This is a genomic window from Anaeromyxobacter dehalogenans 2CP-1 (assembly GCF_000022145.1).
GTDB classification, from domain to species: domain Bacteria; phylum Myxococcota; class Myxococcia; order Myxococcales; family Anaeromyxobacteraceae; genus Anaeromyxobacter; species Anaeromyxobacter dehalogenans.
Map to the genome: position 1 here is coordinate 2271306 of NC_011891.1, position 26791 is coordinate 2298096.

The following is a 26791-nucleotide window of genomic DNA, read 5'->3' on the forward strand; positions in this document are numbered from 1 at the left end:
AAGAGAGGAAGCCATGGCCAAGGAGAAGTTCGAGCGCAGCAAGCCGCACGTGAACGTCGGGACGATCGGGCACGTGGACCACGGCAAGACGACGCTGACGGCGGCGATCACGAAGGTGCTGGCGCAGAAGGGCGGGGCGCAGTTCCTGGCGTACGACCAGATCGACAAGGCGCCGGAGGAGCGGGAGCGCGGCATCACGATCGCGACGGCGCACGTGGAGTACCAGACGGAGAAGCGGCACTACGCGCACGTCGACTGCCCGGGGCACGCGGACTACGTGAAGAACATGATCACCGGGGCGGCGCAGATGGACGGCGCGATCCTGGTGGTGTCGGCGGCGGACGGTCCGATGCCGCAGACGCGGGAGCACATCCTGCTGGCCCGTCAGGTGGGCGTGCCGTACATCGTGGTCTTCCTGAACAAGGTGGACATGGTGGACGACAAGGAGCTCCTGGACCTGGTGGAGCTGGAGGTCCGGGAGCTGCTGAGCGAGTACGACTTCCCGGGCAACGAGATCCCGATCGTGAAGGGGTCGGCGCTGAAGGCGCTCGAGGGCGACAAGGGCGAGCTCGGGGAGCAGGCGATCTTCAAGCTGATGGACGCGGTGGACGCGTACATTCCGACGCCGCAGCGCGCGACGGACAAGCCGTTCCTGATGCCGGTCGAGGACGTGTTCTCGATCTCGGGCCGCGGGACGGTGGCGACGGGCCGCGTGGAGCGCGGGATCGTGAAGGTGGGCGAGGAGATCGAGGTCGTCGGGCTGAAGGCGACGGCGAAGACGGTGGTGACCGGCGTCGAGATGTTCCGCAAGCTGCTGGACGAGGGGCGCGCGGGCGACAACATCGGGGCGCTGCTGCGCGGCCTGAAGCGCGAGGAGGTGGAGCGCGGTCAGGTGCTGGCGAAGCCGGGGTCGATCACGCCGCACACGAAGTTCAAGGCCGAGGTGTACGTGCTGACGAAGGAGGAGGGTGGTCGTCACACCCCGTTCTTCAACGGCTACCGGCCGCAGTTCTACTTCCGGACGACGGACGTGACGGGGTCGGTGCAGCTGCCGCAGGGAGTCGAGATGGTGATGCCGGGCGACAACATCGGGATGGAGGTGGAGCTGATCACCCCCATCGCGATGGAGAAGGAGCTCCGCTTCGCCATCCGCGAGGGCGGCCGCACGGTCGGCGCGGGCGTGGTGGCCGAGGTCATCCAGTAGCGAAGCACGCCGAGCGAACGGCGGCGGGTGGCCCGCCCGGATGGACGGGCCCCTCGTCGCGCTGCGCCGGACACGCAGACAAAAGGCTTTTCAATGGCGACTCAGAAGATTCGGATCCGGCTCAAGGCCTACGACTACAAGCTGCTCGATCAGTCGGCCGGCGAGATCGTGGAGACCGCGAAGCGGACCGGCGCCAAGGTCGCCGGCCCGATCCCGCTCCCCACCCGGATCAACAAGTTCACCGTCCTCCGCAGCCCGCACGTCGACAAGAAGTCGCGTGAGCAGTTCGAGATCCGCACGCACAAGCGGCTGCTCGACATCCTCGAGCCGACGCCGCAGACGCTCGACGCGCTCATGAAGCTCGACCTCTCGGCCGGCGTGGACGTGGAGATCAAGTAGTCGAGGACATCATGGCCAAGTTCGACGTCTACGACCTGTCGAAGAAGAAGGTGGGCGAGCTCGACCTCGCCGACGCCGTCTTCGCCGGCGAGGTGAACGAGCACCTCTTCTACGAGGTGGTGAAGGCGAAGCTCGCCTCCGATCGCTCGGGCACCCACGCGGTGAAGAACCGGTCCCTCGTCTCCGGCGGCGGCAAGAAGCCCTGGAAGCAGAAGCACACCGGTCGCGCCCGCCAGGGCTCGACGCGCGCGTCCCAGTGGGTGGGCGGCGGCAAGGCCATGGGGCCGAAGCCGCGCGACTACTCCTACGACGTGCCGAAGAAGGTGCGGAAGGCCGCGCTGCGTTCGGCCCTCGCGCTCCGCTCCAAGGACCAGAAGCTGGTCATCGTGCAGGAGTGGAAGCCCGGGGCGCCGAAGACCGCCGCCGCCGCCAAGGTCCTCTCCGCGCTCGGCGCGAAGAAGGCCCTGGTGGTGGACGACGCCGCGAACCTCGCCCTCGCGAAGAGCGTCCGGAACCTGCACGGCTCCGACTTCCTCGCGGTGGAGGGGCTCAACGTGTACGACATCCTGCGGCACGACGCCCTGGTGCTGACCGCGGACACCGCCAAGAAGCTGGAGGCCAGCCTGTCATGAACCTCGCTGTCCAGGACGTGGTGAAGCGCCCGCTCATCACCGAGAAGGCGGAGCGGGCCCGCGAGGCGAACCGTCAGTACGCCTTCGAGGTCCACCGCGACGCCACCAAGATCCAGGTGAAGCAGGCGGTGGAGAAGCTCTTCAACGTGCACGTGCTCGACGTGCGGACCGCCATCGCGCGCGGGAAGAACAAGCGCGTCGGCCGCAACGTCGGCCGCCGGCCCAACTGGAAGAAGGCCTACGTGACCCTCAAGGAAGGCGACACCATCGCCCTCTTCGAGGGGACATAAGCCGGACGGGAGACGCACATGGCCCTCAAGGAATACAAGCCCACCAGCCCGGCCCGGCGCCACATGACCGTGGCGGACTTCGCCGAGATCACCAAGGCGAAGCCCGAGAAGCGGCTCACCAAGCCGGTCCGCAAGAGCGGCGGCCGCAACGCCCACGGCAAGGTCACCACCCGCCACATCGGCGGCGGCCACAAGCGCCGCTACCGCCTCATCGACTGGCGGCGCGACAAGGACGGCGTGCCGGCCAAGGTCGCGGCGATCGAGTACGACCCGAACCGCACCGCGCGCATCGCGCTGCTCCACTACCTGGACGGCGAGAAGCGGTACATCCTCGCCCCGGTGGGCGTGGCGGTCGGCGACACGCTGCTGTCCGGCGCGGACGTGGACATCCGCCCGGGCAACGCGCTGCCGGTCCGCACCATCCCGCTCGGCACCGTGATCCACAACGTGGAGACGGCGCCGGGCTCGGGCGCGAAGATGATCCGCACCGCGGGCTCCTTCGGCCAGCTCATGGCGAAGGAGGGCGGCTACGCCCAGATCCGCCTGCCGTCCGGCGAGGTCCGCAAGGTCCTGCAGGACTGCAAGGCGACCATCGGCCAGCTCGGCAACGTGGAGAGCTCGTCGGTGCGCGTCGGCAAGGCCGGCAAGAGCCGCTGGCTGGGCATCCGCCCGACCGTCCGCGGCCTCGCCATGAACCCGGTCGACCACCCGCACGGCGGCGGCGAGGGCAAGTCGGGGCAGGGCAACCCGCACCCGGTCAGCCCGTGGGGACAGAAGACCAAGGGCCTCAAGACCCGCAACAACCGCCGCACCGACAAGTTCATCGTCACGCGGCGCCGCCCCGGCGTGCGCAACACGCAGCGCTAGGCGGGAAGGGATAGCCACTCATGGCGCGTTCGATCAAGAAGGGCCCGTTCGCCGACAAGCACCTCACCAAGAAGGTCGAGGACGCGAACAAGGGCAACAAGAAGTCGGTCATCAAGACCTGGTCGCGGCGGAGCACCATCCTGCCGGACTTCGTCGGGCACACGTTCGCCGTCCACAACGGGCGGAAGTTCGTGCCGGTGTTCGTGACCGAGAACATGGTCGGGCACAAGCTGGGCGAGTTCGCGCCCACCCGCACCTTCCACGGCCACTCGGCCGAGAAGAAGGCCGCGGCGGCACCGGCCCCGGCGAAGAAGTAGCGAGGAACTGGACATGGCCGAGACCCAGACCACGACGCCGAAGAAGAAGGCCGAACGCCGCGCTCCGCCGCCGGCGCGCGCCCGCAAGAACCGCCCCGCCGCCCCGGCGCCGGGGCCGCACGCCTCCCTCAGCTACCTGCGCGTCGCGCCGCGCAAGGTGCGCATCGTCGCGGACGAGGTCCGCGGGATGAAGGTCGGCGACGCGCTCGCGATGCTGAAGTACACGCCGCAGTCCGCCGCCAAGCCGCTCGCGAAGCTGCTGCGGTCGGCGGTCGCGAACGCCGAGCAGGGCGGCGGCCGCGTGGACGTGGACGCGCTGTTCGTGAAGACGCTGACCGTGGACCAGGGCCCGAAGATGCGCCGCTTCATGGCGCGCGCGATGGGCCGGGCGTTCCGGGTCGAGAAGAAGACCAGCCACGTGTACGTGGAGCTCGGTACCGCCGCGCGCGGCTAGGAACCCGAGAGGAGAGATCAATGGGACAGAAAGTTCATCCTATCGGGTTCCGCCTCGGAGTGATCCGCTCCTGGGACTCGAAGTGGTACGAAGAGAAGAACTACGCGAAGTGGCTGCACGAGGACATCAAGCTCCGTGAGTTCGTGAAGGAGAAGCTCGGCCAGGCCGGCATCTCCCGGATCGAGATCGAGCGGGCGGCCAACAAGGTCAAGATCAACGTCCACACCGCGCGCCCGGGCATCGTCATCGGCAAGCGCGGCGCCGGGATCGAGACCATCAAGAAGGACCTCCAGGGCCTGACCGACAACGAGGTCTACCTGAACGTCGTCGAGGTCCGGAAGGCCGAGACCGACGCGCAGCTCGTCGCCGAGAACATCGCGACGCAGCTCGAGCGCCGCATCGCGTTCCGCCGCGCCATGAAGAAGTCGGTGCAGACCGCGCTGAAGTTCGGCGCGAAGGGCATCCGCGTGGCGTGCTCGGGCCGCCTGGGCGGCTCCGAGATGGCCCGGTACGAGTGGTACCGCGAGGGCCGCGTGCCGCTGCACACGCTGCGCGCGGACATCGACTACGGGTTCGCCGAGGCGAAGACGACCTACGGCAAGATCGGGTGCAAGGTCTGGATCATGCGCGGCGAGGTCCTCCCGCAGTCCGCGGCCGCGCGCGCTCCGCGCACCACCGGCGGCGCCCGGCCGTAAGGCCGCGCCTCAGGCACACCTAGGAGAAGGACATGCTTCAGCCGGCGCGAACGAAGTACCGGAAGATGCAGAAGGGCCGCATGCGCGGCAAGGCGTACCGCGGCTCGGACCTCGCCCAGGGCGAGTACGGCCTCCAGGCCACCGAGTGCGGCCGGCTCACGTCCCGCCAGATCGAGGCGGCCCGCGTGGCCATCACCCGCTACGTGAAGCGCGGCGGCAAGCTCTGGATCCGCGTCTTCCCGGACAAGCCCATCACCAAGAAGCCCGCCGAGACGCGCATGGGCACCGGCAAGGGCAACGTGGAGTTCTACGTCGCCGTCATCAAGCCGGGCCGCGTGCTGTACGAGCTGGCCGGCGTGGACGACGCCTCCGCGAAGAAGGCGTTCCACCTCGCCGCCCACAAGCTGCCCGTCGCCACGAAGATGGTGAAGCGCGGCGAGACGCTGTAAGGAGCGACGACCATGGCGACCGTCAAGGAGCTGCGAGAGCTCTCGGTTCAGGAGCTCGAGGCCCGCGCCGCGGAGCTCAAGCAGACGCTCTTCGACCTGAAGAGCAAGGCGAACACCGGCGTGCTCGACTCGACCGCCGACCTCAGCAAGACGAAGCGCGACATCGCGCGCTGCCTCACCGTGGCCCGCGAGAAGGCCCTCGCCTCGGCCGTGGCCGGGAAGGCGAAGGAGTGACCGACATGGAGCGCGGCAACCGGAAGTCCCGCATCGGCGTGGTGGTCTCGAACAAGATGACGAAGACCGTCGTCGTGAAGGTCGAGCGCCGGGTGGCGGACCCGAAGTACGGCAAGATCGTGACCAAGGCCGAGAAGTACAAGGCGCACGACGAGGACCAGGCGTGCCAGATCGGCGACCGCGTGCGGATCGTCGAGACGCGCCCGATCTCGAAGGACAAGCGCTGGCGCGTGGCCGAGACGATCGAGAAGGCGGAGGCCTAGGCCATGATCCAGCAGCAGACCATGCTCGACGTCGCCGACAACTCCGGCGCGAAGCGGGTGATGTGCATCAAGGTGCTCGGCGGCACCCGGCGGAAGTACGCCTCCATCGGCGACGTGATCGTCGTCTCGATCAAGGAGGCGATCCCGCAGGCCAAGGTGAAGAAGGGCGAGGTCGCCCGCGCCGTCATCGTCCGCACCGCCCGCGAGGTGAAGCGCCCCGACGGCAGCTACATCCGCTTCGACGGGAACTCGGCGGTCCTCATCAACAAGGACCTCGAGCCCATCGGTACCCGCATCTTCGGCCCGGTCGCCCGCGAGCTCCGCGCCCGCAAGTTCATGAAGATCATCAGCCTCGCGCCGGAGGTCCTCTAGGTCATGGCGGAAATTCGCAAGGGCGACACCGTCAAGGTCATCGCCGGCAAGGAGAAGGGCAAGTCGGGCCGGGTGCTCGAGGTGCTGCGCGAGGATGGGCGCGTGCGCGTCGAGAAGCTCATGACCGTCAAGCGGCACCAGAAGAAGGGCCGCAGCCAGGCGAACCCGGAGGGCGGGATCCTGGAGATGGCCGGCACGATCGCCATCTCGAGCGTGATGGTGGTGGGCAAGGACGAGAAGCCGGTGCGGCGCGAGAAGATCGGCCGCGAGCTGGGCGCCAAGGAGAAGGCCCGGCTGCAGAAGCGCAAGACCGCCGCGAAGTAGGTCGCGGCGGGATCGAAACACGACGCATCGCCCGGCACGCGAAGAGGCCGGCCGAAGGCAAGGAGACACACGATGGCAGCGCGTTTGAAGGAGCGGTACGACAAGCAGCTTCGTGCCGAGCTGATGAAGGAGCTCGGGTTCGCGAACCCGATGCAGGCCCCCCGCCTCGAGAAGATCGTGGTGAACATGGGCCTGGGCGAGGCGATCAACAACGGCAAGATCATCGACGCGTCCGTCGAGCAGCTCGCCGCGATCACCGGCCAGAAGCCGGTCGTGACCCGCGCCCGCAAGTCGATCGCCAACTTCAAGCTGCGCCAGGGCCAGTCCATCGGCGCCATGGTCACGCTGCGCGGCGACCGGATGTACGAGTTCTTCGACCGCCTGGTCTCGATCGCGCTGCCGCGCGTCCGCGACTTCAAGGGCGTGTCGCCGAAGGCCTTCGACGGGAAGGGCAACTACACGCTCGGCGTCCGCGAGCAGATCATCTTCCCGGAGATCAACTACGACAAGGTCGAGAAGATCAAGGGCCTCAACATCACGGTGGTGACCACCGCCCGGAACGACGAAGAGGGCCGAGCGCTGCTGCGCCACCTCGGCATGCCGTTCCGTCAGTAGAGGGAGATTCCATGGCGAAGCTTTCCAAGATGGCGCAGGCCACGCGCAAGCTGAAGTTCCCGGTGCGGCAGTACAACCGCTGCCCGCTCTGCGGCCGCCCGAGGGCCTTCCTGCGCAAGTTCCAGATGTGCCGCATCTGCTTCCGCAAGCGCGCGCTGCAGGGCGAGATCACCGGCGTCATCAAGTCGAGCTGGTAGGAGAGATCGATCGATGAGCTTCACCGATCCCATTGGCGACATGCTGACGCGCATCCGGAACGCTTCCTCCGCGCGTCATGAGAAGGTGCTGGTGCCGGCCTCGCGGCTCAAGGTCCGCATCGCCGAGGTCCTCCGCGAGGAGGGCTTCATCAAGGACTTCGTCCTCCACGAGGACGGCGTCCAGGGCGCCATCACCATCGTCCTCAAGTACAGCGCCGACCGCGAGCCGGCCATCAGCGACATCAAGCGCGTCTCGAAGCCCGGGCTCCGCCGCTACGTCGCGACCGACTCCATCCCCCGCGTCCTCAACGGGATGGGGGTCGCGATCCTCTCCACGTCCAAGGGCGTGATGGTGGATCGCGAGGCCCGCAAGCAGAAGGTCGGCGGCGAGCTGATCTGCACCGTCTGGTAAGGAAGACCGCCATGTCTCGTGTCGGCAAGCTGCCCGTCAAGATCCCGGAGAAGGTCAAGGTCTCCGTGGACGGCAACGTCGTGAAGGTCGAGGGGCCGAAGGGGAAGATGCACTTCCCGACGAACCCCCTCGTCAGCGTCCAGGTGGACAAGGGCGAGGTGAAGGTCGCCCGCCAGGACGAGTCCCACGTCGCGAAGGGCCTGCACGGCCTGACGCGCACGCTGGTGAAGAACGCCCTCGAGGGCGTGGTGAAGGGGTACGAGAAGGGCCTCGAGATCAACGGGGTCGGCTTCAAGGCCGAGGTGAAGGGGAAGGAGATCCACTTCACGCTGGGCTTCTCGCACCCGGTCGTCTTCAAGCTCCCCGACGGCGTCACCGCCGAGGTGGACGCGAAGCAGACCAAGCTCACCATCCGCTCGGTGGACAAGCACCTGCTCGGCCTGACCGCCGCGAAGGTGCGCGCCCTCCGCCCGCCGGAGCCGTACAAGGGCAAGGGCATCAAGTACGCGGACGAGACCATCCGTCGCAAGGAAGGCAAGACCGGCGCGGCGTAGCGCGCCCGTCCCCACACCCACTCATGCGGCGGCCGGGTCGGCGCCGCCGCAAGGAGGAACGTCATGGCGAAGCACGTCACCACGCGCGAGAAGCGCAGGGCCCGCATCCGCCGGAAGATCTCCGGCACCGAGCTGCGGCCGCGGCTCACGATCTACAAGAGCCTCAAGCACATGTACGCCCAGCTGGTCGACGACGTGGCGGGCAAGACGCTCGTCTCGGTCGCGACCACCTCGAAGTCCCTCAAGGGCGAGCTCGGCGACGAGGACAAGACGGCCGCCGCCAAGAAGGTGGGCGAGGCCCTCGCCAAGGCGGCCAAGGCGAAGGGGATCGAGCAGGTCGTGTTCGACCGCAACGGCTTCGACTATCACGGCCGCGTCGAGGCGGTGGCCGCCGCCGCGCGCGAAGCCGGGCTCAAGTTCTAGGCGACGGAAAGGTCTCGAATGGCTACCACCCCCATCAACGCGAACGAGCTCGAGCTCCAGGATCGCGTCGTCCACATCAACCGCGTCGCCAAGGTCGTGAAGGGCGGCCGCCGGTTCAGCTTCTCGGCGCTCGTCGTCGTCGGCGACGGCGCGGGCCACGTCGGGGTCGGCCTCGGCAAGGCGAACGAGGTCCCGGAGGCCATCCGCAAGGGCGGCGACCAGGCCAAGAAGAACCTGTTCAAGGTGCCGCTCGTCGGGACCACCATCCCGCACGAGGTGCTCGGCCACTTCGGCTCCGGGCGCGTGCTGCTGAAGCCCGCGGGCGAGGGCACCGGCGTCATCGCCGGCGGCGCCGTCCGCGCCGTCCTCGAGGCGGCCGGCGTCCGCAACGTGCTCACCAAGAGCCAGGGCTCCCGCAACCCCCACAACGTCCTCAAGGCGACCGTCGCCGGCCTGAAGCGGCTGCGTTCGATCGAGGACAGCGCCCGGCTCCGCGGCAAGCAGGCCGCCGAGATCACCGGGGCGTAGGAAGGAACCACCATGGCTGCCATCAAGGTCAAGCTCGTCCGCGGGCTCGCGGGCTGCCCCTGGCCGCACCGGGTCATCGTCGAGGGCCTGGGTCTCAAGAAGCGTGAGTCGACGAAGCTCCTCCCCGACACGCCCCAGACGCTGGGGATGATCGCGAAGGTCTCCTACCTCGTGGAGTGGGAGCGGGTGGACGCTGCGCCGCCGCCTGGCCGGAAGGCCAGGAAGGCCGCGGCCCGTTCGTGACAGTCACGCGCCGCGTGCTAAAAGGAGAACCTTCATGTCGCTGAACCAGCTCAAGGCGCCCCGGGGCGCCAACCGCGCCAAGAAGCGCGTCGGCCGTGGCCAGGGCTCCGGCCTCGGCAAGACCGCCGGCCGCGGCGGAAAGGGCCAGAAGGCCCGTTCCGGCAACATGCACTTCGAGGGCTTCGAGGGCGGCCAGATGCCGCTCCAGCGGCGCCTCCCGAAGTTCGGCTTCCACAACATCTTCCGGCGCGAGCTCGAGGAGGTGAAGGTGGGTGACCTCCAGGGCCTCTCCGGCGTCGTGGACCCGGCCGCCCTGAAGTCCGCCGGCCTGGTGCGCGGCAACCGCGACGGGGTGGTGGTCCTGGCGGGCGGCGAGCTCTCGAGCGCGCTGACGGTCAAGGTCCACCGCGTCACCGCCGGCGCGCGCGCCACCATCGAGAAGGCGGGCGGGAAGGTCGAGCTGATCCCCGCGCCGCAGACCATGCACCAGAAGGCGAAGGCCGCGAAGAAGGCGGCGGCGCAGGCGAAGTAGGGGTCCCGGCGCGCCCGCCGTCCACGGCGGGCCGCCCGGACGGTGGGCGGGCGGTCGGCCGTCCGGCAGGGCGAAGGGGAAAGGGAACCGCATGGCGGCAGCGAGCGGGCTGTTCAACATCTTCCGGATCGCCGAGCTCCGGAAGCGGCTGGTCTTCACCCTCGGGATGCTGGCCGTCTACCGGCTCGGCATCTTCGTCACCACCCCCGGCGTGGACCGGCGGGCGATGCAGGACGTGGTCGCCCAGCAGGGCAGCCTGCTCGGCCTGCTCAACTTCTTCTCCGGCGGCGCCTTCGAGCAGCTCTCGATCTTCGCGCTCGGCATCATGCCGTACGTGTCGGCGTCCATCATCCTGCAGCTCCTGACGGTGGTGGTCCCGTCGCTCGAGAAGATGCAGAAGGAAGGCGAGCTGGGGCGGCGCAAGATCACGCAGTACACGCGCTACGGCACGGTGATCCTCTCCGCGATCCAGGGCTACGGCATCGCCACCTACCTCGAGTCGCTGCGCGCCGGGAACGGCGTGGCGGTGGTGGGTGATCCGGGCTGGGGCTTCCGCCTGCTCACCATGGTGTCGCTCGCCGCCGGCACCGCGTTCATCATGTGGATGGGCGAGCAGATCACCGAGCGCGGCGTCGGCAACGGCATCTCGCTCATCATCTTCGCGGGCATCGTGGCCCGCGTCCCGGCCGCCATCTACACCACGGTCCGGCAGCTCGGCGCCTCCGGCTCGCAGCTCAGCGGCCTGGGCCTGCTCGTGCTCACCGCGCTGATGGTGGTGGTGATCGGGGCGATCGTCTACGTGGAGCGCGGCCAGCGCCGCATCCCGATCCAGTACGCGAAGCGCATGGTGGGCCGGAAGCTCTACGGCGGCCAGTCCACGCACCTGCCGCTGAAGGTGAACACCTCCGGCGTCATCCCGCCCATCTTCGCGTCGTCGCTGCTGCTGCTGCCGGCCACCATGGCGGGCTGGTTCCCGTTCCTGCAGCGGATGTCGAACGCCATCCAGGCGGGGAGCTGGATCTACAACACCATCTACGTCGCGCTGATCATCTTCTTCGCGTACTTCTACACCGCGGTGACGTTCAACCCGGTCGACGTGGCCGACAACCTCAAGAAGTACGGCGGCTACATCCCCGGCATCCGCCCGGGCAAGAAGACCGCCGACTACATCGACTTCGTGCTGTCCCGCATCACCTTCGGCGGCGCCATCTACCTGGCCGCCATCTGCGTGCTGCCGACGATCATCACGAACGAGTTCGGGGTGAACTTCTACTTCGGCGGCACCTCGCTGCTCATCGTGGTGGGCGTGGCGCTCGACACCGTGCAGCAGATCGAGGGGCACCTCATCACCCGGCACTACGAAGGCTTCACCGGCCCGCGGGGCCCGCGCATCCGCGGGCGGCGCATGACGACGGGGCAGGCGGTCGGCGCGTGACACGCCGCAGGGGCCTCGCCGCGGCGGGGCCCCTCGCGCATCCGGAGGCGACGCGATGATCCTCATCCTCCTCGGCCCGCCCGGCGCGGGCAAGGGCACGCAGGCCAAGCTCCTCTCCTCGGAGCTCGGCATCCCGCACATCTCGACCGGCGACATGTTCCGCGACCACAAGGCGCGCGGGACCGAGATCGGCAAGCAGGTCCAGGCCATCATGGACGCCGGCGGGCTCGTCACCGACGACATCACCAACGCCATGGTGAAGGAGCGGCTCTCCCGCCCCGACGTGGCGCCGGGCTTCATCCTCGACGGCTACCCGCGCACGGTGGTGCAGGCGGAGTACCTCGACGGCCTGCTGCGCTCGCTGGGCCGGTCCATCGACCGCGCGCTCTCGTACGAGGTCCCCGAGGAGCTCGTGGTCGAGCGGATCAGCGGCCGCCGGAGCTGCCCGAGGTGCGGGGCGGTCTACCACGTGTCGCAGAACCCGCCGCACCGCGCCGGCTTCTGCGACCGCGACGACGCCGCCCTGGTGCAGCGCGAGGACGACAAGCCGGAGAACGTCCGCAAGCGCATGCAGGAGTACGGCACCAAGACCGAGCCGCTGAAGCGCTACTACCGCGATCGCGGCGAGCTGTCGGACGTCGAGGGCGTCGGCACGCCCGAGGGCATCCTCGCCGTGACGAAGAAGGTCCTGGGCCGCTAGGCCCGGCCCGCACCGCCAGCGCATGTACGGGACGACCCGCGAACGCGCCGCCACGCGGACCTCCGCCGACGTGGCCGGGATCCGCGCCGCCGGCCGCGTCGTCTGGGAGGTGCTGGAGGCGCTGGCGGCCGCCGCCGCCCCGGGCGTCACCACCGCCGACCTGGATCGCCTCGCGGCCGCGCGCACGCGCGAGCTCGGCGCGGCCCCGGCGTTCCTCGGCTACCACGGCTACCCCGCCACGCTCTGCATCTCGGTGAACGACGAGGTGATCCACGGGATCCCGTCGCCGGACCACGTGCTCGAGGAGGGCGACCTGGTCGGCCTCGACTTCGGGGCGGTGCTCGACGGCTGGTACGGCGACTCGGCCCGGACGGTCGCGGTGGGACGGACCACGCCCGAGGGCGAGCGGCTGCTGGCCGTGACCCGGGCCGCGCTGGCGCGAGGCATCGCCGCGGCGCTCCCCGGGCGCCACACCGGCGACGTCGGCGCGGCCGTGCAGCGCCACGTCGAGGCGGCGGGCTTCTCGGTGGTGCGCGACTTCGTGGGCCACGGCATCGGCCGCCGCCTGCACGAGCCGCCCCAGGTCCCGAACTTCGGGACCCCCGGGACGGGGGCGCTCCTCCGGGCCGGTATGGTCATCGCCATCGAGCCGATGGTGAACGCGGGCGGCCGCGAGGTCGAGACGCTCGACGACGGGTGGACCGCGGTGACGCGGGACGGGTCTCGATCCGCGCACTTCGAGCACACCGTGGCCATCACGGAAAACGGACCGGAAGTCCTCACGTTGCCGGAAGGAGTGCCGCTGGAGGACGCCTGACCGCAGGCGAGCGGGGGAGCGGGCGACGACGGGCCGTCGCTCGTGCTTGCACCCCAAAATCCTCTGTGTTATAGGGCCCGCTTCGCAAAGCCGCTCGTTCAGGGGCGGCACCGGGAAACCCCGGAAAATCCGGGCGGCTCAGAGTAGGGGCCAGGAGCAAGGGTCCCGCCGCCAGCCCCGCCGGTCGTCGCGGCGGGCGTTTTTGTCTTTTGAAGCAGCATCGGAGGCGTCGGTCATGAAGGTCCGCGCGTCGGTCAAGAAGATTTGCGACAAGTGCAAGGTCATCAAGCGCAAGGGCACCGTGCGGATCATCTGCCCGGCGAACCCCCGCCACAAGCAGCGCCAGGGCTAGGCCCCCGCGCGTTTTCGGAGAGACGAATGGCTCGAATCGCCGGCGTCGACCTTCCCCGTGAGAAGCGGATCGAGGTCAGCCTCCAGTACATCTACGGAATCGGGAAGACCTCCGCGAAGCTCATCCTCGAGCGCGCGAACGTCAGCCCGGTGACCCGGACCAAGGACCTCACGGACGACGAGGTCCGCCGCATCCGCGAGACCATCGAGCAGAACGTGAAGGTGGAGGGCGACCTCCGCCGCGAGATCTCGCTCAACGTCAAGCGGCTCATGGACCTCGGCTGCTACCGCGGCCTCCGGCACCGCAAGGGCCTGCCGGTCCGCGGCCAGCGCACGCACACCAACGCCCGCACGCGGAAGGGTCCGAAGAAGGGCCTCGTCCGCAAGGCGGCGGCGCCGGCCCCCATGGCCTAACGCACTCCTAGAGAACCGGAGAATCCTCAGTGGCTGACGAGAAGCAGACGAAGGCAGAGCAGCCTGCGAAGAAGGAGGAGGCGACCGCTCCCGCGGCGCCCAACCTCGGCGGCATCGAGCCGGTGACCGCGTCGCCCGTGACCCCGAAGAAGGGGAAGAAGCGGGTGAAGAAGAACATCGCGGCGGGCATCGTCCACATCGCCTCGACCTTCAACAACACGCAGATCACCATCACCGACGTGACCGGCAACGTGATCGCCTGGTCCAGCGCCGGCGCGCGCGGCTTCAAGGGCTCGCGCAAGTCGACGCCGTTCGCCGCGCAGGTCGCGGCGGGCGACGCCGCCGCCAAGGCGATGGAGCACGGCCTCAAGACCGTCTCGGTGGTGGTGAAGGGCCCGGGCGCCGGCCGCGAGTCCGCCCTCCGTGCGCTCTCCGCCGCCGGCCTCAAGATCACCCTGATCCGCGACGTGACGCCGATCCCGCACAACGGGTGCCGGCCGCCCAAGCGCCGCCGGGTCTGATCACCTCCAGGAGACACACGTGGCCCGTTACAGCGAAAGCGTCTGCCGGCTCTGCCGCCGGGAAAACCTCAAGATGTATCTCAAGGGCGATCGGTGCTACACCGACAAGTGCGCCATCGAGCGCCGCCCGTATCCTCCCGGCCAGCACGGCCAGGGCCGGACCAAGTTCTCCGAGTACGGCGTCCAGCTCCGCGAGAAGCAGAAGGTGAAGCGGATGTACGGCCTGCTCGAGGCCGGGTTCCGTCACGCCTACCAGAACGCGGCGGCCGCCAAGGGCAAGACCGGCGAGAACCTGCTGCAGACCCTCGAGCTCCGGCTCGACAACGTGGTCTTCCGGCTCGGCTTCGCGGACACCCGCAACGAGGCCCGGCAGCTCGTCCGCCACGGCCACTTCAAGGTGAACGGCCGCAAGGTCAACATCCCCAGCTACCTGTGCCGGCCCGGCGACAAGGTGGAGCTGAAGGACCGCTCGAAGAAGGTGGTCCGGATCACCGAGGCGCTCGAGGCGGTGGACCGCCGCGGCGTGCCGGCGTGGCTCGACCTGGACAAGGGCGGCTTCAAGGGCACCGTGAAGACCTCGCCGGCGCGCGAGGACATCACCATGCCGATCCAGGAGCAGCTGATCGTCGAGCTGTACTCGAAGTAGTCGCCCCCCCGCGGGCCCGGGGCGGCGGCCGTCGTCACGGCGGCCGCGGTACGGGCCCGGCGGGCGGGCCGGGCGCGCGAGCGCCGCGGGCCCGCACCGCACCATCCCAAGCAGTCGCGCGTCCCACGGTGCTCCCGCCGCATGGCTGAGCGGGCCGGGAGAGGGGACGGCGGCCGAGGAGACAGCCCATGGTCGATCCGATCGTCACGAAGAACTGGCGGGACCTCATCAAGCCCCGCGGCCTGGTCGTCGACCAGGACAGCCTCTCGAACACCTACGGGAAGTTCGTCGCGGAGCCGCTCGAGCGGGGCTTCGGCATCACCCTCGGCAACTCGCTCCGGCGCGTGCTGCTCTCGAGCCTGCAGGGCGCCGCGATCACCTCGGTGAAGGTCGAGGGCGTCGAGCACGAGTTCATGACCATCCCCGAGGTGGCCGAGGACGTCACCGACATCATCCTCAACCTCAAGGAAGTGCTGCTCCAGATCCACACCAACGACGTGAAGACGATCCGGATCGAGGCGGACGGCCCGAAGGAGATCAAGGCCGGCGACCTCATCACGGACGCGCAGGTCGAGGTGCTGAACCCGGGCCACCACATCCTCACCATCAGCGAGGGCGGGCGGGTCCGCGCCGAGATGACCGCGCGCCGCGGCCGCGGCTACGTGCCGGCCGAGCGGAACAAGATCCCCGGCTCGCCGATCGGCACCATCCCCATCGACGCGCTCTTCAGCCCCATCCGCAAGGTGAACTACCAGGTCACCAACGCGCGCGTCGGGCAGCAGACCGACTACGACAAGCTGACGCTCGAGGTCTGGACCGACGGCTCGGTCGCCCCGGCCGACGCGGTCGCCTTCGCCGCGAAGATCGTGAAGGAGCAGCTCTCGATCTTCATCAACTTCGACGAGGCGGAGGAGCCGGCCGAGGAGATCAAGCCGGTCGAGGAGCAGAAGCTGAACGAGAACCTCTTCCGCTCGGTGGACGAGCTGGAGCTCTCGGTCCGCAGCGCGAACTGCCTGCAGAACGCGAACATCAAGACCATCGGCGACCTCGTTCAGAAGACCGAGGCCGAGATGCTCAAGACGAAGAATTTCGGCCGGAAGTCGCTGAAGGAGATCAAGGAGATCCTGGCCGAGATGGGCCTCTCCCTCGGCATGAAGCTCGAGAACTGGCCGCCGAAGGCGGCGCCGCAGGGCGGCGCGCCCAAGGTCTAGCGCGCCCGCACAGGGACAGGAGATCACCAGATGAAGCACCGCGTCGTCGGCCGCCGGCTCGATCGCACCACCGAGCACCGGACCGCAATGTTCAAGAACATGGTGACGAGCCTCTTCCGCCACGAGCGGATCGTCACCACCACCCCGAAGGCGAAGGAGCTGAAGCGCTTCGCCGACAAGGTGATCACGCAGGCGAAACGCGGGACGCCGCACGCGCGCCGCCTCGCCCACCGGGACGTCCGGGACGTCGAGGTGCTGAACAAGCTCTTCGACACGCTCGCCGAGCGCTTCAAGGCGCGGCCGGGTGGCTATACCCGCATCGTCCGCGTCGGCCGCCGCGCCGGCGACAACGCCGAGATGTCGGTCATCGAGCTGGTGGACCGCGCCCCGGCCGCCGCCCCCGAGGCGGAGGAGAAGGGCGAGAAGAAGGCCACCAAGGCCCCCAAGGCCGAGAAGGCGCCGAAGGCCGAGAAGGCCCCCAAGGCGGAGAAGAAGCCCGCCAAGAAGGCCGCCAAGGCCGAGTAGCGCCGGCCGCACGGCCGATGCTCGCCAGGGAGGCCGCGTGCGCCGCACGCGGCCTCTCGCGCGTTCGGGGCCCCTCTCGCTTTCCGCTGCCGCGGCCCGCTGGTACAACCATCCCTCCCATGCCGCCGTTCCTCGCCCAGGACCCGCTCGACGCCCTCCGGCACGCCGGGCCGCCGGGGTGGGCCGAGGTGGCCTGGGCCATGGCCGGCGTCGCGAGCGAGCCCTGGGCCCTCGCGCTGCTGGGCCTCGCGCTGTACTCGTGGCTGGAGCGCGAGGTCCCCGGGGTGCTGAAGGCCGTCGCGCCGCTGTGGGCCGCCCTGGCGGTCGCAGGGGCCCTGGCGATGGGGGCGCAGGGCGTCCTCTCCGCGCCGCGCCCGGCCGACGCGGGGGACCTGCTGGTCACCACCTTCCGGCACCTCACCTCGGCGCCGGGGCTCCCGCTGGGCGTGTTCGTCGGCTACACGCTGCTCGCCTACGGCCGGCGGGGGAGGGCGGCGCTGCTGGTCGCCGCGGCCGGGGCGGCGGCGCGGGCGTGGTCCGGGCCGCACTGGGGCCCGGATCTGCTGGTCGGCGGCCTGGGTGGCGCCGCGATCGGGTGGGCGATCTGGGCGGCGGTGCTGCGCCTCTCGCCGCGCGGCCACCTGGCGCGGCTGCGGGCCTCGCGCCGCGCGACGGCGGACGGTGCCGCGCAGGAAGGTCACCCTGCGCCTTGACACCCGCGCTAAGTTAGCGTAAAGGAACCCACTTTTCGTGGAGGCTCCGCGGACGCACCGCTGGAGAAGCTTCCACGTTCCAGGATCTTAGGCTTCACGGAGGCAGAGCTCATGGCGGTCGTTCTTCGTCTGTCGCGCGCGGGCACGCACAAGGCGCCCTTCTATCACGTGGTGGCGACCGACTCGCGCAACGCGCGGGACGGCAAGTACCTCGAGGACGTCGGCATCTACGATCCGACCAAGCGCCCGGAGCGGATCGAGCTCAAGGTCGAGCGGATCGAGCACTGGCTGAAGGCCGGCGCCAAGCCGAGCCAGACGGTCGCGATGATCCTCAAGCGGGCCGCGAAGGCGGCCGCTCCCGCCGCGCCGAAGGCGTAAGGGTCGATGCGCGACCTCGTCCAGTGGCTCGCCCGCGAGCTCGTCGAGCAGAAGGACGCCGTGAGGGTGGAGGCGATCGAGCGCGACCGCGCGACCGTCTTCGAGCTCACGGTGGCCCCCGACGACCTCGGGCGCGTCATCGGGCGGGGCGGCAAGACCGCCAAGGCGTTCCGGACCGTGCTCGACTGCGCGGCCCGGCGCCAGGGCCGGCGCGCGGTGCTCGACATCCTCGACTGACCGTGGCGCTCGTCCGGATCGGGAAGGTGGTCCGGGCGCTCGGGCTGAAGGGCCACCTGGGCGTGGCCGGGTCGGAGGGCGCGCTCGGGACGCTCGAGCGCGTCGTGCTCCGGCACGGCGCGGTCGGGCAGGCGGAGCGGAGGGTGCTGGAGGCGCGGCCGCAGGGGCGCCTCTGGGCGGTGCGGATCGACGGCGTCGCCGATCGCACCGGCGCCGAGGCGCTGGTCGGGGCCGAGGTGCTGGCGCCCCGCGAGGCCCTGGGCGAGGCGGGAGAGGGCAGGCACTACTGGGGCGACCTGGAGGGCCTGCCGGTGGTGACCGTCCAGGGCGAGGCGCTCGGGACGGTGACCGGGCTGATGGAGACCGGCGCGGTGGACGTGCTGGTGGTGCAGGGCGCGCGGGGCGAGCTGCTGGTGCCGCTCGCGCCGTACGTCGAGGTGGATCGCGCGGCGGGTCGCGTGGTGGTGGACCCGCCGGAAGGGCTCCTGGAGCCGTAGGCCGGGGGCGAGAGGAGGCCGCCGAGGAAGAGGATCGGACGTGGCGAGGCTCGAGGTCGACATCCTGACGCTGTTCCCGCGCATGTGCGCGGGGTACCTGGGGGAGAGCATCCTCGGGAAGGCGCAGGAGGCCGGCCTGCTCGCGGCGACGATCACGGACATCCGCGACCACGCGACGGGCAAGCACCGGGTCTGCGACGACGCGCCGTACGGCGGCGGGGCGGGCATGGTGATGAAGCCGGAGCCGCTCGTCGAGGCCATCGAGGCCGCACGCGCGCGGCTCCCGGGGGCCTGGGTGGTCCTGACCAGCCCGCGCGGCGCGCGGCTGGATCAGGCGCTCGCGCGGCGGTTCGCGGAGCACGGGCGGCTGATCCTGGCGTGCGGGCGGTACGAGGGAGTGGACGAGCGGGTGATGACGGCGGTGGACATGCAGGTCTCGATCGGAGACTTCGTCCTCACGGGCGGCGAGCTGGCGGCGCTCTGCGTCGTCGACGCCGCCGCGCGCCTCGTCCCCGGCGTGCTGGGCAACGCGGCGTCCGCGGACGCCGAGAGCTTCGCGGGGGTCGAGGGGCTCCTCGAGCACCCGCAGTACACGAGGCCCCCGGAGTTCCGGGGGATGAAGGTTCCGGAGGTCCTCCTGTCCGGGGACCACCGGCGGATCGAGCGGTGGCGCCGGCGCGAGGCGCTCAGGGCCACCCGGGAGCGGAGGCCGGACCTCTTCGCGAGGCTCTCGCTTCCGGAGAGCGACCTCCGGCTCATCGAGGCCGGGGACGACGAACTGTAGGCGAGCGGTAAAGGAGACGTACGTCATGCTGCGCAAGGCGATTGCCGACATCGAGGCGAAGTACCTGCGGACCGACCTCCCCGAGATGCGTGCGGGCGACAGCGTTCGCGTGCACACGAAGATCAAGGAAGGCGACAAGGAGCGCATCCAGGTCTTCGAGGGCGTGGTGATCGCGTACCGCAAGGGCGCGCCCGGCTCGTCCATGTTCACGGTCCGCAAGGTGAGCTACGGCGTGGGCGTGGAGCGCATGTTCCCCGTGCACAGCCCGCGCATCGACAAGATCGAGGTCGTGGGCCACGGCGGCGTGCGCCGCTCGCGCCTCTACTTCCTGCGCGGCCTGCAGGGCAAGGCGGCCCGCCTCCACCAGGAGGAAGGTCCGGGCGCGGCCGACGCCGCCCACGCCGCGCCGACCCCGGCGTAGCGTCCAGCCGGCGCGCCGTCCGGCGCCGGCCTCGCACCTCCGCACCTCGCGGCCGCACCCCGGCGTGTGCCGGTGTGCGGCCGTGCCGTGCCTTGGGCGCGGGACACCGCGCTTCCCGCGTCGGCGCCCGGGAGCTAACATGCCGGCCCGAGCGTGATCCTCCTCGAGTTCGCAGCCCAGGGCGTGCGCGGCGTCGCGCCCGCTGGTGGCCGGGCGACGCTGCGCCCCGGATACAACGTGGTCTCCGCCGACGGCGCCGCCCTGCGGCGCCTGCTCGAGGCGCTCCTGCACCCCGATCCGCGCGATGGGGAGGCGCTGCCCCGCGCCCCCGGCGGCCCGGCCGGCGCGGCCGTGCGCGCCGGGCTCACCCTGGTCGGCGACGACCGGGTCACCTACCGCCTGGTGCGCGACTTCACCGCCGGCGCGCAGCTCCACCGCTTCGACGCCGAGCGCCGCGCGTTCTCGCTGGTCTCCCAGGACCTCGCCGAGATCGCCGCCGCGCTGCGCGCGCCCATCGGCGTCCCGCCGCGCGCGCGGCAGGGCGCGCTCCTCACCATCGCCGCGGCGGACCTGCCCTCGCGGCGCCCGTCGGTGGCGGGCGCGGCGGCCGCGATCCCGCAGCGCGCGCCGCTCTCGCCGGAGCAGGCGCGGCGGCGCCGCGAGCAGCTCGAGGGCGAGCGGGTCCGCGCGCGCGCCTCGGAGAAGGTGCAGCAGGAGCTGGACGGGCTGCAGGCCCGCGCCACCGAGCTGGAGGTCGCGCTGCGCGACGGCGCCCGGCTGCGCGAGGCGCTGGCGGCCGCCGGGCGCGCGCGCGACGAGCTCGCGCCGGTGGCGGCCGCGCGCGACGCGCTGGGCGACGCCGACGCGGCGCTCACCGCGTACGAGAAGGCGGCGGCGCGGCGCGCGGACGCGGCGGCGCGGGTGCAGGCCGAGCGCGCCGGGATCGAGGAGGCCGAGGCCAGCGGGGCGCCGCTGCCGTTCTGGCGGGCGCCGCCGTTCTGGGCCGGGGCCGGCGCGGGCGCGCTCCTCGCCGCGGCCGGGGTGGCGGGCGCGGCGGCCGCCACGGGCATGCGCTACCTGGCGCTGCTCGACATCCCCGCGTTCGGCTGGGCGGCGTGGGTCGCGCTGCGCTGGGTCTCCGCGCAGGAGGCCTGGGAGCGGATCGCGCGGCGGCGGCGGGTGGTGGACGACTGGCAGGCGAAGGTCGAGGCGCAGTTCGAGCGCGACGGCGCCGCGGTGCGCGGCGCGCTGGCCGCGCTGGGCCTGGCCAGGCCGACGGAGCTGCGCGAGGTGCTCGGGAAGCTCGCCGAGGCCGAGGCGGCGGTCACCGGCGCGCGCACCCGGCTCGAGGCGTGGGAGGCGACGCCGGGGGCGCGGGGCGCGGCCGCGGAGAAGGCGCGGCTCGACGAGCAGCAGGCCGCGCTCGAGGCGCGGCTCGCCTCCGAGGCGGGCGGGTTCGTCCGCGACGTGCGCTCCATCGAGGCGGAGCTCCAGCGGCTCGAGGCGGAGGCGACCGCGCCCGCCCCGGCGGCGCCGGCCCCGGTGGTGGCGGCGCCGGGGGCGGCGGAGCCGCTGCGCGAGCTCCTCCAGCGCGCCGCGGCCGAGCTGGGCGGGAGCGCGGCCGCCGCGGGCCGCGGGGTGGCGGAGAAGGCGGGACAGGTGCTGGCGGGGCTCACCTCCCAGCGGCTGGGCGGGGTGCAGGTGGATGACCGCGGCGGGCTGCACGTGCTCGTCGCCGGGCGGCCGGCGGCGGCGATCTCGCTCCCGCCGGCGGATCGCGACCTGGTGTTCCTGGCGATGAAGCTCGCGTTCCTGGAGCAGGGGCTCGCCGGGGGCCGGCGCGTGGGGCTGGTGGACGACGCGTTCCAGGGGCTCTCCGACGGCGCGCGGCGCTTCGCGGCGCGCCTGCTCAAGCAGGCGGCGCGCGCGGGCCAGGTGGTCCACGCCACCGCGGACCTCGCGTTCCGCGAGGCCGCGGATCACGGGGCCTAGCGCGATGGCGGACGCGGGCGGCGACGGGGACGGGCGGCACGCCCGCGGGCGCGAGGGCGAGGCGCTCGCCGCGGCCTGGCTCGCCGAGCGCGGCTTCCGCATCCTCGACCGCAACCACCGCACCCGGCGCGGCGAGGTGGACCTGGTCTGCCGCGACGGCGAGGTGCTCGTGTTCGTCGAGGTGCGCAGCCGCACCTCCGACGCGCAGGGCGGCCCCGAGGAGACGGTGGGCCCGCGCAAGGGGCGGCGGGTCGTGGCCGCCGCCACCGACTGGGCGCTCGGGCACGGCGGGCTGGAGCAGGCGATCCGCTTCGACGTGGTCGCGATCACGTTCGGCGAGGGCGCGCCGCGGATCGAGCACTTCCCGGCCGCGTTCGACGGTGACGGCCGCCCGGGGCACTGGTGATGGCGCGCACGGCGGCGACGGGGAGGGTGGGGTGAGCGCGCGGCCGCCGCAGGCCGCGGCGCCGGGCACGCTGTACGTGCTCGCGACGCCCATCGGCAACCTGGGCGACCTGTCGCCGCGGGCGGCGGAGCTGCTGCGCACCGTCTCGGCGGTAGCGGCCGAGGACACGCGCCGCACGCACAAGCTGTTCGCGCACCTGGGGGCGGCGGCGCCGCTGCTCCTCTCGCTCCCCGCGTTCGACGAGCGCGGCCGGCTGGAGCCGGTGCTGGCGCGGCTGCGCGCCGGCCAGTCGGTGGCGCTCTGCACCGACGCGGGCACGCCGGGCGTGTCCGACCCGGGGGCCGCGCTGGTGGCGGCCGCCTGGGAGGCGGGCGTCCCGGTGGTGCCGGTGCCCGGCCCGAGCGCGGCGGTCACGGCGCTGGCGGCCTCCGGCTTCCCGGCCGACCGGTTCGTGTTCGCCGGGTTCCTGCCGCGCAAGGGCGGCGCCCGCGCCGCGGCGCTCGGCTGGCTGGCCGCGTCGCCGGCCACGCTGGTGCTGTACGAGGCCGGGAACCGGACCGCCGAGACGCTCCGCGACCTCGCCGCCGCGCTGGGCGACCGCCCCGCGCTCGTGGCGCGCGAGCTGACCAAGCTGCACGAGGAGCTGGCGCGCGGGCCGCTCGGCGCGCTCGCGGACCGCTTCGCGGGCGAGGTGAAGGGCGAGGTGACGCTGGTGGTGGCGCCGCCCGCGCCCGGGGCCGGGCCGGCCGCGGCCCCGGAGGCCGAGCCGCTCGAGGACGAGCTGAGGCGGCGCCTCGCGGCGGGCGAGCCGCCGTCCGCGGTGGCACGCGAGGTGGCCCGGGCCCGCGGGCTGGTCCGCTCCGACGTGTACGCCGCCCTGGAGCGGCTGAAGCACGGCGGCCAGGGCTAGGCGCGGCTCAGCTCCGGTCGTCCTCGACGTCCACGGCGCCGCGCAGGCCCAGCTCCTTCATCTTCACCTGGAGCGACTTGCGGCTGATCTGGAGCCGCTTGGCCGCGCGCGTGACGTTGCCGCCGGTCTCCTCCAGCGCCCGCGTGATCAGCTCGCGCTCCAGCTCGGCCTGGGCCTGGCGGACGATCTCCTTCATGGACGCGCCGCTCGGCGCGGCGATGGCGCCCAGCGGGCCCACCGCGGCGATCGGCACCGACGCCTGCGCGCCCTTCTCGCGGAGCGCGTCGGGGAGCGCGCTCGCCTGGATGAGCGGGCCGTCGGCGAACAGCACCGAGCGCTCCATCAGGTTCTCCAGCTCGCGGATGTTGCCCGGCCAGGAGTAGTTCGCGAGCAGCTCCAGCGCCTCGTCCTCGATGCCCTCGACCTTCTTGCCCAGCCGCTGGTCGTACTTCTCGATGAAGTACCGGACCAGCAGCGGCACGTCCTCGCGCCGGTCGCGCAGCGGGGGCAGGGCGATGGGGACCACCGCCAGCCGGTAGTAGAGATCCTCGCGGAAGCGCCCGTCGGCGATGAGCTGCTTCAGGTCGCGGTTGGTGGCGGCGATGAGGCGCACGTCGACCTGGAGCGTCTTGATGCCGCCGACGCGCTCGAACTCGGACTCCTGGATGGCGCGCAGCAGCTTCACCTGCATCTCGACCGGCACCTCGCCGATCTCGTCCAGGAACAGCGTGCCCCCGTCGGCCAGCTCGAAGCGCCCGGGCTTCGAGCCGACCGCGCCGGTGAACGCGCCGCGCTCGTAGCCGAACAGCTCGCTCTCCACCAGGTCCTTGGGGATCGCGGCGCAGTTCACCTTGATGAGCGGCTTGTCGCGGCGCGAGGAGCCGCGGTGGAGCGCCTTGGCGATGAGCTCCTTGCCGGTGCCGCTCTCGCCGGTGATGAGCACGGTGGAGGGCGAGTCCGCCACCCGGGCCACCATGTCGTAGATGGCGCGCATGGGCGGCGACTGGCCGATGAGCGGCGGGCCGTCGCCGTCGTTCAGCATCGCGTGCAGGTTCTGGCGCTCGAGGTCGTGCGCGCGCGCCGCCTTGGCGATGACCTTCTTCAGCTCCTCCTGCTCGAAGGGCTTGGTGATGTAGTCGAAGGCGCCCGCCTTGAGGGCGGCCACCGCGCTGTCCACCGAGCCGTGCGCGGTGATGAGGATGACCGGCACGTCGGGGAAGTCCTGCGAGACGCGGCGCAGGAGCTCCATCCCGCCCACCCGCGGCATGACGAGGTCGGTGACCACCACGTGCACCGGCGTGCGGTGCAGCACGCCGAGCGCCTGCTCGCCGTCGGCCGCGGTGGTGACCTCGTAGCCCTCGCGCTTCAGCATGGCCGCGAGGACCCGGCGGATGTTCACCTCGTCGTCTACGATGAGGACGTGGGCCACGGCGCCTCGTTACCACGGAAGGGCAGGGGTACGCATCAGGCGTGCTTCTTCCGGCGCCGGCGGCCGCGGAGGCGCGCCTCGGCCCGGGCCCGGCGCCGCTCCCGGGCGCGGGCCTTCTCCTCCTCGTCGAGCGGCGGGCGCGGCGCCTCGGCCGGGCGCTCCTCGTGGAGGCCGGGCAGCGCGATGAGGAACTCGGCGCCCTCGCCCGGGGCCGAGCGCACCACGATCGTCCCCTGCTGCGCCTTCACGATGCGCTGGCAGATGGCGAGGCCGAGGCCGGTGCCCTTCTCCTTGGTGGTGTAGAACGGCACGAAGATCGACTCCCGCGCGTCGTCCGGGATGCCCGGGCCGGTGTCGCGGAAGCGGATCTCCACCACGTCGGCGCGCCGCGCCCCCTCGCGCCAGAACGCCAGCTCGTCGCGGGCGAGCTTCGTCGAGACGGTGAGGCGTCCGCCGCGCGGCATGGCCTGGAACGCGTTCAGCGCCAGGTTGAGGAACACCTGCTTCAGCTGCTCCGCGTCGGCCTGGACGCGCGGCAGCCACTCGGCCAGCTCCAGCTCCAGCCGGACCGACTCCGGCACCTCGGCCTGCAGGAGCTTGAACGTCTTCTCCAGCACCTCGTTCACCTGCGTGGGCGCGAGCGAGGGCTTCAGCGGCCGCGAGTAGTCGAGGAACTGGGTGACCACGCCGTTCAGGCGGTTCACCTCCTCGACCACGATCTCGAAGAACTCGCGGTCGTCCTCCGGGACCTTGCGCGGGTCGAGGTACTGGATGGCGGCCTTGATGGCGGCGAGCGGGTTGCGGATCTCGTGCGCCAGGCCGGCGGACATCTCGCCCAGCGCGGCGAGGCGGTCGCGCTCCTTCATCTGCTGGTACAGCTTCGAGTTCTCGATCACCAGCGCGCAGCGATCCGCCACCTCGATGAGCGCCGCGATCTCGTCGGAGGCGAACGCCTCCTGCACCCGCTCGTCCCAGCAGGCCAGGAACCCGACCACCCGGTCGCCGGCGAGCAGCGGCATGGCGATGCCGGCGCGCATGGTGCCCATGACCGCGCGCGCGTCGCCGAGCCGCTTCAGCTCCTCGGCGATGGCGGCCGGCGCGCCGCGGCGGCTGACGTGGTCGCCCGGGCCGGTGGGGAGCAGGGCCCGCAGCTCCGACACGCGCCGGTCGATGTTCTCCGCCAGGATCGCCTTCTGGCCCGAGGACGAGGCGCCGAGCAGCGCCCGCGCGGTGGCCGGCTCCAAAAACGGCGCCGGCGGCGGGCCGCGGTAGTCGAGCAGCCGGTAGCCGGGGCGGTCGTCGGCGAGCAGCCACAGCGAGCAGTGGGTGACCCGGCGCGTCTCCACCAGCCCGTCCAGCACCACCGCCGCGAGCCCGGCGGGCTCGATCACCTTGCCGGTCCGATCGCGCAGGTCCTCGAGGCGCCGCACCAGCTCGTAGCGCTCGTGGAACAGCGTCGCGACCACCCACTCCTCGACCTTGTCGCGCATCGGGTCGAACAGCGAGAGGATCACGAACGAGGCCACCACCGTGTTGAAGTAGAAGAGCTCCGGCCGGTCGCCCACCCACGACACCAGGCCGCCGTAGATCGCCACCAGCACCAGGCCGAGGGCGGTGACCACCACGATCTTCCCGAGGAACTCGTGCAGGTCGAGCAGCCGGTGGCGCTGCAGCGTCTGCGACAGGAAGAACATGAAGACGGTGAGGACGATCGACCCGAGCCCCTCCGGCGGATAGGGCACGCCGAACAGCGGCAGCATGTCGAGCGTCGAGAGCACCACCGCCACCAGCGCGCCGACGAACAGGTACTGGAGGCGCGCGCGCTCGACCCGGGTCTGCGAGCCGTGCCGCTTGCCCCACAGGGTGGAGAGCACCGCCGCGAGGCCGCCCAGCACGTAGGCGCCGACCAGGAGCTTGGCGGGCTTCACGTGGACGAGCGGCGTGATCGCCACCACCAGGCCGGTCAGCGAGCCGGCCAGCATCGCGTTCCGCGCGCGCCGGGCGGGCCGGCGCGCCACCCCGAGGAACTCGAGGAAGAAGGCGAGCGCCGCGGCCGGGATGAGCGCCCCGGTCCCGACCGCCAGCCGCTCCCACCAGACCGTCCCGAACGACTGCTTCCAGCGCAGGAAGAAGAGCGCCAGCGAGAACAGGAACAGGTCGGCCGAGAACAGCGCGAACAGCGTGAAGACGCGGGAGCGGTTGTCGCGGAGCAGCGCCGCCGCCGCGAGGGCGAGCGTCACGATCGCGGCGAGCAGGGTGGCCTGGGTGCGGATGTCCACGCCCCGGGATCCTAACCCTTTTCGGCGCTGCGCACCGCACGGGCGCACGCCGGCCGGGGAGGGAATCCGCCGGCGGCCCCGGCCGTTCCTCCCGGTGCGCCCGGGCGGCACGCCCCCGCTC

The 26791-nt window shown here is 71.6% G+C and carries 41 protein-coding genes; 39 read left to right on the forward strand and 2 right to left on the reverse strand.

Annotation, left to right across the window (positions count from 1 at the left end; translation table 11 throughout):
- Positions 1–13: 13 nt before the first annotated feature.
- The 39 genes from tuf to rsmI all read left to right on the forward strand — a co-directional run bounded on the left by tuf (position 14) and on the right by rsmI (position 22962).
- Entirely contained in the window at positions 14–1204 is a 1191-nt protein-coding gene (gene tuf, locus A2CP1_RS10130; RefSeq protein ID WP_012525973.1) for an elongation factor Tu, read from the forward strand.
- Positions 1205–1297: 93 nt separating this feature from the next.
- Positions 1298–1603, forward strand: a complete 306-nt coding sequence (rpsJ, locus tag A2CP1_RS10135; protein WP_011421000.1) for a 30S ribosomal protein S10 — start codon at positions 1298–1300, stop codon at positions 1601–1603.
- Positions 1604–1614: 11 nt separating this feature from the next.
- Positions 1615–2235, forward strand: a complete 621-nt coding sequence (gene rplD, locus A2CP1_RS10140) for a 50S ribosomal protein L4 (RefSeq protein WP_012633248.1) — start codon at positions 1615–1617, stop codon at positions 2233–2235.
- Positions 2232–2525: a 50S ribosomal protein L23 gene (locus tag A2CP1_RS10145; RefSeq protein WP_012525975.1), complete on the forward strand. Its 294-nt coding sequence runs from the start codon at positions 2232–2234 to the stop codon at positions 2523–2525. Before rplD ends, A2CP1_RS10145 begins: the two co-directional genes overlap by 4 nt.
- A gap of 18 nt (positions 2526–2543) precedes the next feature.
- Positions 2544–3392 carry a 50S ribosomal protein L2 gene (gene rplB / locus A2CP1_RS10150; RefSeq protein WP_012525976.1) on the forward strand — a complete coding sequence of 283 codons (849 nt, stop codon included), beginning with the start codon at positions 2544–2546 and terminating at the stop codon, positions 3390–3392.
- Positions 3393–3412: 20 nt separating this feature from the next.
- The gene (gene rpsS, locus A2CP1_RS10155) at positions 3413–3709 is read left to right on the forward strand and encodes a 30S ribosomal protein S19 (protein WP_012525977.1); all 297 of its coding nucleotides are present in this window, start codon (positions 3413–3415) and stop codon (positions 3707–3709) included.
- 13 nt (positions 3710–3722) lie between these two features.
- Positions 3723–4163: a 50S ribosomal protein L22 gene (gene rplV, locus A2CP1_RS10160; RefSeq protein WP_011420995.1), complete on the forward strand. Its 441-nt coding sequence runs from the start codon at positions 3723–3725 to the stop codon at positions 4161–4163.
- A gap of 20 nt (positions 4164–4183) precedes the next feature.
- Positions 4184–4858: a 30S ribosomal protein S3 gene (gene rpsC, locus A2CP1_RS10165; RefSeq protein WP_012525978.1), complete on the forward strand. Its 675-nt coding sequence runs from the start codon at positions 4184–4186 to the stop codon at positions 4856–4858.
- 32 nt (positions 4859–4890) lie between these two features.
- Positions 4891–5307, forward strand: coding sequence for a 50S ribosomal protein L16 (gene rplP, locus A2CP1_RS10170; protein WP_012525979.1), 417 nt, complete (start codon positions 4891–4893; stop codon positions 5305–5307).
- A gap of 12 nt (positions 5308–5319) precedes the next feature.
- Positions 5320–5541, forward strand: coding sequence for a 50S ribosomal protein L29 (gene rpmC / locus A2CP1_RS10175; RefSeq protein ID WP_011420992.1), 222 nt, complete (start codon positions 5320–5322; stop codon positions 5539–5541).
- A 5-nt stretch (positions 5542–5546) separates the two neighbouring features.
- The gene (gene rpsQ / locus A2CP1_RS10180; protein WP_011420991.1) at positions 5547–5804 is read left to right on the forward strand and encodes a 30S ribosomal protein S17; all 258 of its coding nucleotides are present in this window, start codon (positions 5547–5549) and stop codon (positions 5802–5804) included.
- A 3-nt stretch (positions 5805–5807) separates the two neighbouring features.
- Entirely contained in the window at positions 5808–6176 is a 369-nt protein-coding gene (gene rplN, locus A2CP1_RS10185; protein WP_011420990.1) for a 50S ribosomal protein L14, read from the forward strand.
- 3 nt (positions 6177–6179) lie between these two features.
- Entirely contained in the window at positions 6180–6500 is a 321-nt protein-coding gene (rplX, locus tag A2CP1_RS10190; RefSeq protein ID WP_012633249.1) for a 50S ribosomal protein L24, read from the forward strand.
- Between the two features lie 72 nt (positions 6501–6572).
- Positions 6573–7115, forward strand: a complete 543-nt coding sequence (rplE, locus tag A2CP1_RS10195; protein WP_011420988.1) for a 50S ribosomal protein L5 — start codon at positions 6573–6575, stop codon at positions 7113–7115.
- 11 nt (positions 7116–7126) lie between these two features.
- Positions 7127–7312 carry a type Z 30S ribosomal protein S14 gene (locus tag A2CP1_RS10200; RefSeq protein WP_011420987.1) on the forward strand — a complete coding sequence of 62 codons (186 nt, stop codon included), beginning with the start codon at positions 7127–7129 and terminating at the stop codon, positions 7310–7312.
- Positions 7313–7325: 13 nt separating this feature from the next.
- A complete protein-coding gene (gene rpsH, locus A2CP1_RS10205) occupies positions 7326–7724 on the forward strand; it encodes a 30S ribosomal protein S8 (RefSeq protein WP_012525981.1) in 399 nt (132 codons plus the stop codon).
- 11 nt (positions 7725–7735) lie between these two features.
- Positions 7736–8278 (forward strand): 50S ribosomal protein L6, encoded by a 543-nt coding sequence (rplF, locus tag A2CP1_RS10210; RefSeq protein WP_012633250.1) that lies wholly within the window; start codon positions 7736–7738, stop codon positions 8276–8278.
- 63 nt (positions 8279–8341) lie between these two features.
- Positions 8342–8701 carry a 50S ribosomal protein L18 gene (gene rplR / locus A2CP1_RS10215; protein WP_012525983.1) on the forward strand — a complete coding sequence of 120 codons (360 nt, stop codon included), beginning with the start codon at positions 8342–8344 and terminating at the stop codon, positions 8699–8701.
- 18 nt (positions 8702–8719) lie between these two features.
- The gene (gene rpsE, locus A2CP1_RS10220; RefSeq protein WP_012525984.1) at positions 8720–9229 is read left to right on the forward strand and encodes a 30S ribosomal protein S5; all 510 of its coding nucleotides are present in this window, start codon (positions 8720–8722) and stop codon (positions 9227–9229) included.
- A gap of 12 nt (positions 9230–9241) precedes the next feature.
- Positions 9242–9472 carry a 50S ribosomal protein L30 gene (gene rpmD, locus A2CP1_RS10225; RefSeq protein WP_011420982.1) on the forward strand — a complete coding sequence of 77 codons (231 nt, stop codon included), beginning with the start codon at positions 9242–9244 and terminating at the stop codon, positions 9470–9472.
- A gap of 34 nt (positions 9473–9506) precedes the next feature.
- Complete coding sequence (rplO, locus tag A2CP1_RS10230; protein ID WP_012525985.1) at positions 9507–10004, forward strand: 50S ribosomal protein L15; 498 nt, start codon at positions 9507–9509, stop codon at positions 10002–10004.
- A gap of 91 nt (positions 10005–10095) precedes the next feature.
- Positions 10096–11439, forward strand: a complete 1344-nt coding sequence (secY, locus tag A2CP1_RS10235; RefSeq protein ID WP_012633251.1) for a preprotein translocase subunit SecY — start codon at positions 10096–10098, stop codon at positions 11437–11439.
- A gap of 55 nt (positions 11440–11494) precedes the next feature.
- Positions 11495–12139 (forward strand): adenylate kinase, encoded by a 645-nt coding sequence (locus A2CP1_RS10240; RefSeq protein WP_012633252.1) that lies wholly within the window; start codon positions 11495–11497, stop codon positions 12137–12139.
- 22 nt (positions 12140–12161) lie between these two features.
- Positions 12162–12956, forward strand: a complete 795-nt coding sequence (gene map / locus A2CP1_RS10245) for a type I methionyl aminopeptidase (RefSeq protein WP_012633253.1) — start codon at positions 12162–12164, stop codon at positions 12954–12956.
- Between the two features lie 235 nt (positions 12957–13191).
- Positions 13192–13308: a 50S ribosomal protein L36 gene (rpmJ, locus tag A2CP1_RS10250; RefSeq protein ID WP_011420977.1), complete on the forward strand. Its 117-nt coding sequence runs from the start codon at positions 13192–13194 to the stop codon at positions 13306–13308.
- Between the two features lie 26 nt (positions 13309–13334).
- A complete protein-coding gene (gene rpsM, locus A2CP1_RS10255; protein WP_012633254.1) occupies positions 13335–13721 on the forward strand; it encodes a 30S ribosomal protein S13 in 387 nt (128 codons plus the stop codon).
- 29 nt (positions 13722–13750) lie between these two features.
- Positions 13751–14242, forward strand: coding sequence for a 30S ribosomal protein S11 (rpsK, locus tag A2CP1_RS10260; RefSeq protein ID WP_012525989.1), 492 nt, complete (start codon positions 13751–13753; stop codon positions 14240–14242).
- Between the two features lie 19 nt (positions 14243–14261).
- Complete coding sequence (gene rpsD, locus A2CP1_RS10265; protein ID WP_011420974.1) at positions 14262–14888, forward strand: 30S ribosomal protein S4; 627 nt, start codon at positions 14262–14264, stop codon at positions 14886–14888.
- A 188-nt stretch (positions 14889–15076) separates the two neighbouring features.
- Complete coding sequence (locus A2CP1_RS10270) at positions 15077–16099, forward strand: DNA-directed RNA polymerase subunit alpha (protein ID WP_012525990.1); 1023 nt, start codon at positions 15077–15079, stop codon at positions 16097–16099.
- Positions 16100–16129: 30 nt separating this feature from the next.
- Positions 16130–16624 carry a 50S ribosomal protein L17 gene (gene rplQ / locus A2CP1_RS10275; protein ID WP_012633255.1) on the forward strand — a complete coding sequence of 165 codons (495 nt, stop codon included), beginning with the start codon at positions 16130–16132 and terminating at the stop codon, positions 16622–16624.
- 119 nt (positions 16625–16743) lie between these two features.
- The gene (locus tag A2CP1_RS10280; protein WP_012633256.1) at positions 16744–17337 is read left to right on the forward strand and encodes a hypothetical protein; all 594 of its coding nucleotides are present in this window, start codon (positions 16744–16746) and stop codon (positions 17335–17337) included.
- Positions 17338–17448: 111 nt separating this feature from the next.
- Complete coding sequence (gene rpsP / locus A2CP1_RS10285) at positions 17449–17715, forward strand: 30S ribosomal protein S16 (protein ID WP_011420970.1); 267 nt, start codon at positions 17449–17451, stop codon at positions 17713–17715.
- 6 nt (positions 17716–17721) lie between these two features.
- Positions 17722–17952, forward strand: coding sequence for a KH domain-containing protein (locus A2CP1_RS10290; RefSeq protein WP_011420969.1), 231 nt, complete (start codon positions 17722–17724; stop codon positions 17950–17952).
- A gap of 2 nt (positions 17953–17954) precedes the next feature.
- The gene (rimM, locus tag A2CP1_RS10295; RefSeq protein WP_012633257.1) at positions 17955–18449 is read left to right on the forward strand and encodes a ribosome maturation factor RimM; all 495 of its coding nucleotides are present in this window, start codon (positions 17955–17957) and stop codon (positions 18447–18449) included.
- Between the two features lie 40 nt (positions 18450–18489).
- A complete protein-coding gene (gene trmD, locus A2CP1_RS10300) occupies positions 18490–19233 on the forward strand; it encodes a tRNA (guanosine(37)-N1)-methyltransferase TrmD (protein WP_012633258.1) in 744 nt (247 codons plus the stop codon).
- 25 nt (positions 19234–19258) lie between these two features.
- On the forward strand, positions 19259–19654 hold the full coding sequence (gene rplS / locus A2CP1_RS10305; protein ID WP_012525997.1) for a 50S ribosomal protein L19: 396 nt from the start codon (positions 19259–19261) through the stop codon (positions 19652–19654).
- A gap of 153 nt (positions 19655–19807) precedes the next feature.
- Positions 19808–21646 carry a hypothetical protein gene (locus tag A2CP1_RS10310; protein WP_012633259.1) on the forward strand — a complete coding sequence of 613 codons (1839 nt, stop codon included), beginning with the start codon at positions 19808–19810 and terminating at the stop codon, positions 21644–21646.
- Positions 21647–21650: 4 nt separating this feature from the next.
- A complete protein-coding gene (locus A2CP1_RS10315; RefSeq protein WP_012525999.1) occupies positions 21651–22052 on the forward strand; it encodes a YraN family protein in 402 nt (133 codons plus the stop codon).
- A gap of 31 nt (positions 22053–22083) precedes the next feature.
- A complete protein-coding gene (rsmI, locus tag A2CP1_RS10320) occupies positions 22084–22962 on the forward strand; it encodes a 16S rRNA (cytidine(1402)-2'-O)-methyltransferase (RefSeq protein WP_012633260.1) in 879 nt (292 codons plus the stop codon).
- Positions 22963–22969: 7 nt separating this feature from the next.
- Here the strand turns inward: rsmI and A2CP1_RS10325 are convergent, their stop codons facing one another.
- Together A2CP1_RS10325 and A2CP1_RS10330 are read right to left on the reverse strand one after the other, a co-directional pair.
- Complete coding sequence (locus tag A2CP1_RS10325) at positions 22970–24391, reverse strand: sigma-54-dependent transcriptional regulator (RefSeq protein WP_012526001.1); 1422 nt, start codon at positions 24389–24391, stop codon at positions 22970–22972.
- Between the two features lie 35 nt (positions 24392–24426).
- Positions 24427–26670, reverse strand: coding sequence for a sensor histidine kinase (locus tag A2CP1_RS10330; protein ID WP_012633261.1), 2244 nt, complete (start codon positions 26668–26670; stop codon positions 24427–24429).
- Positions 26671–26791 lie beyond the last annotated feature (121 nt).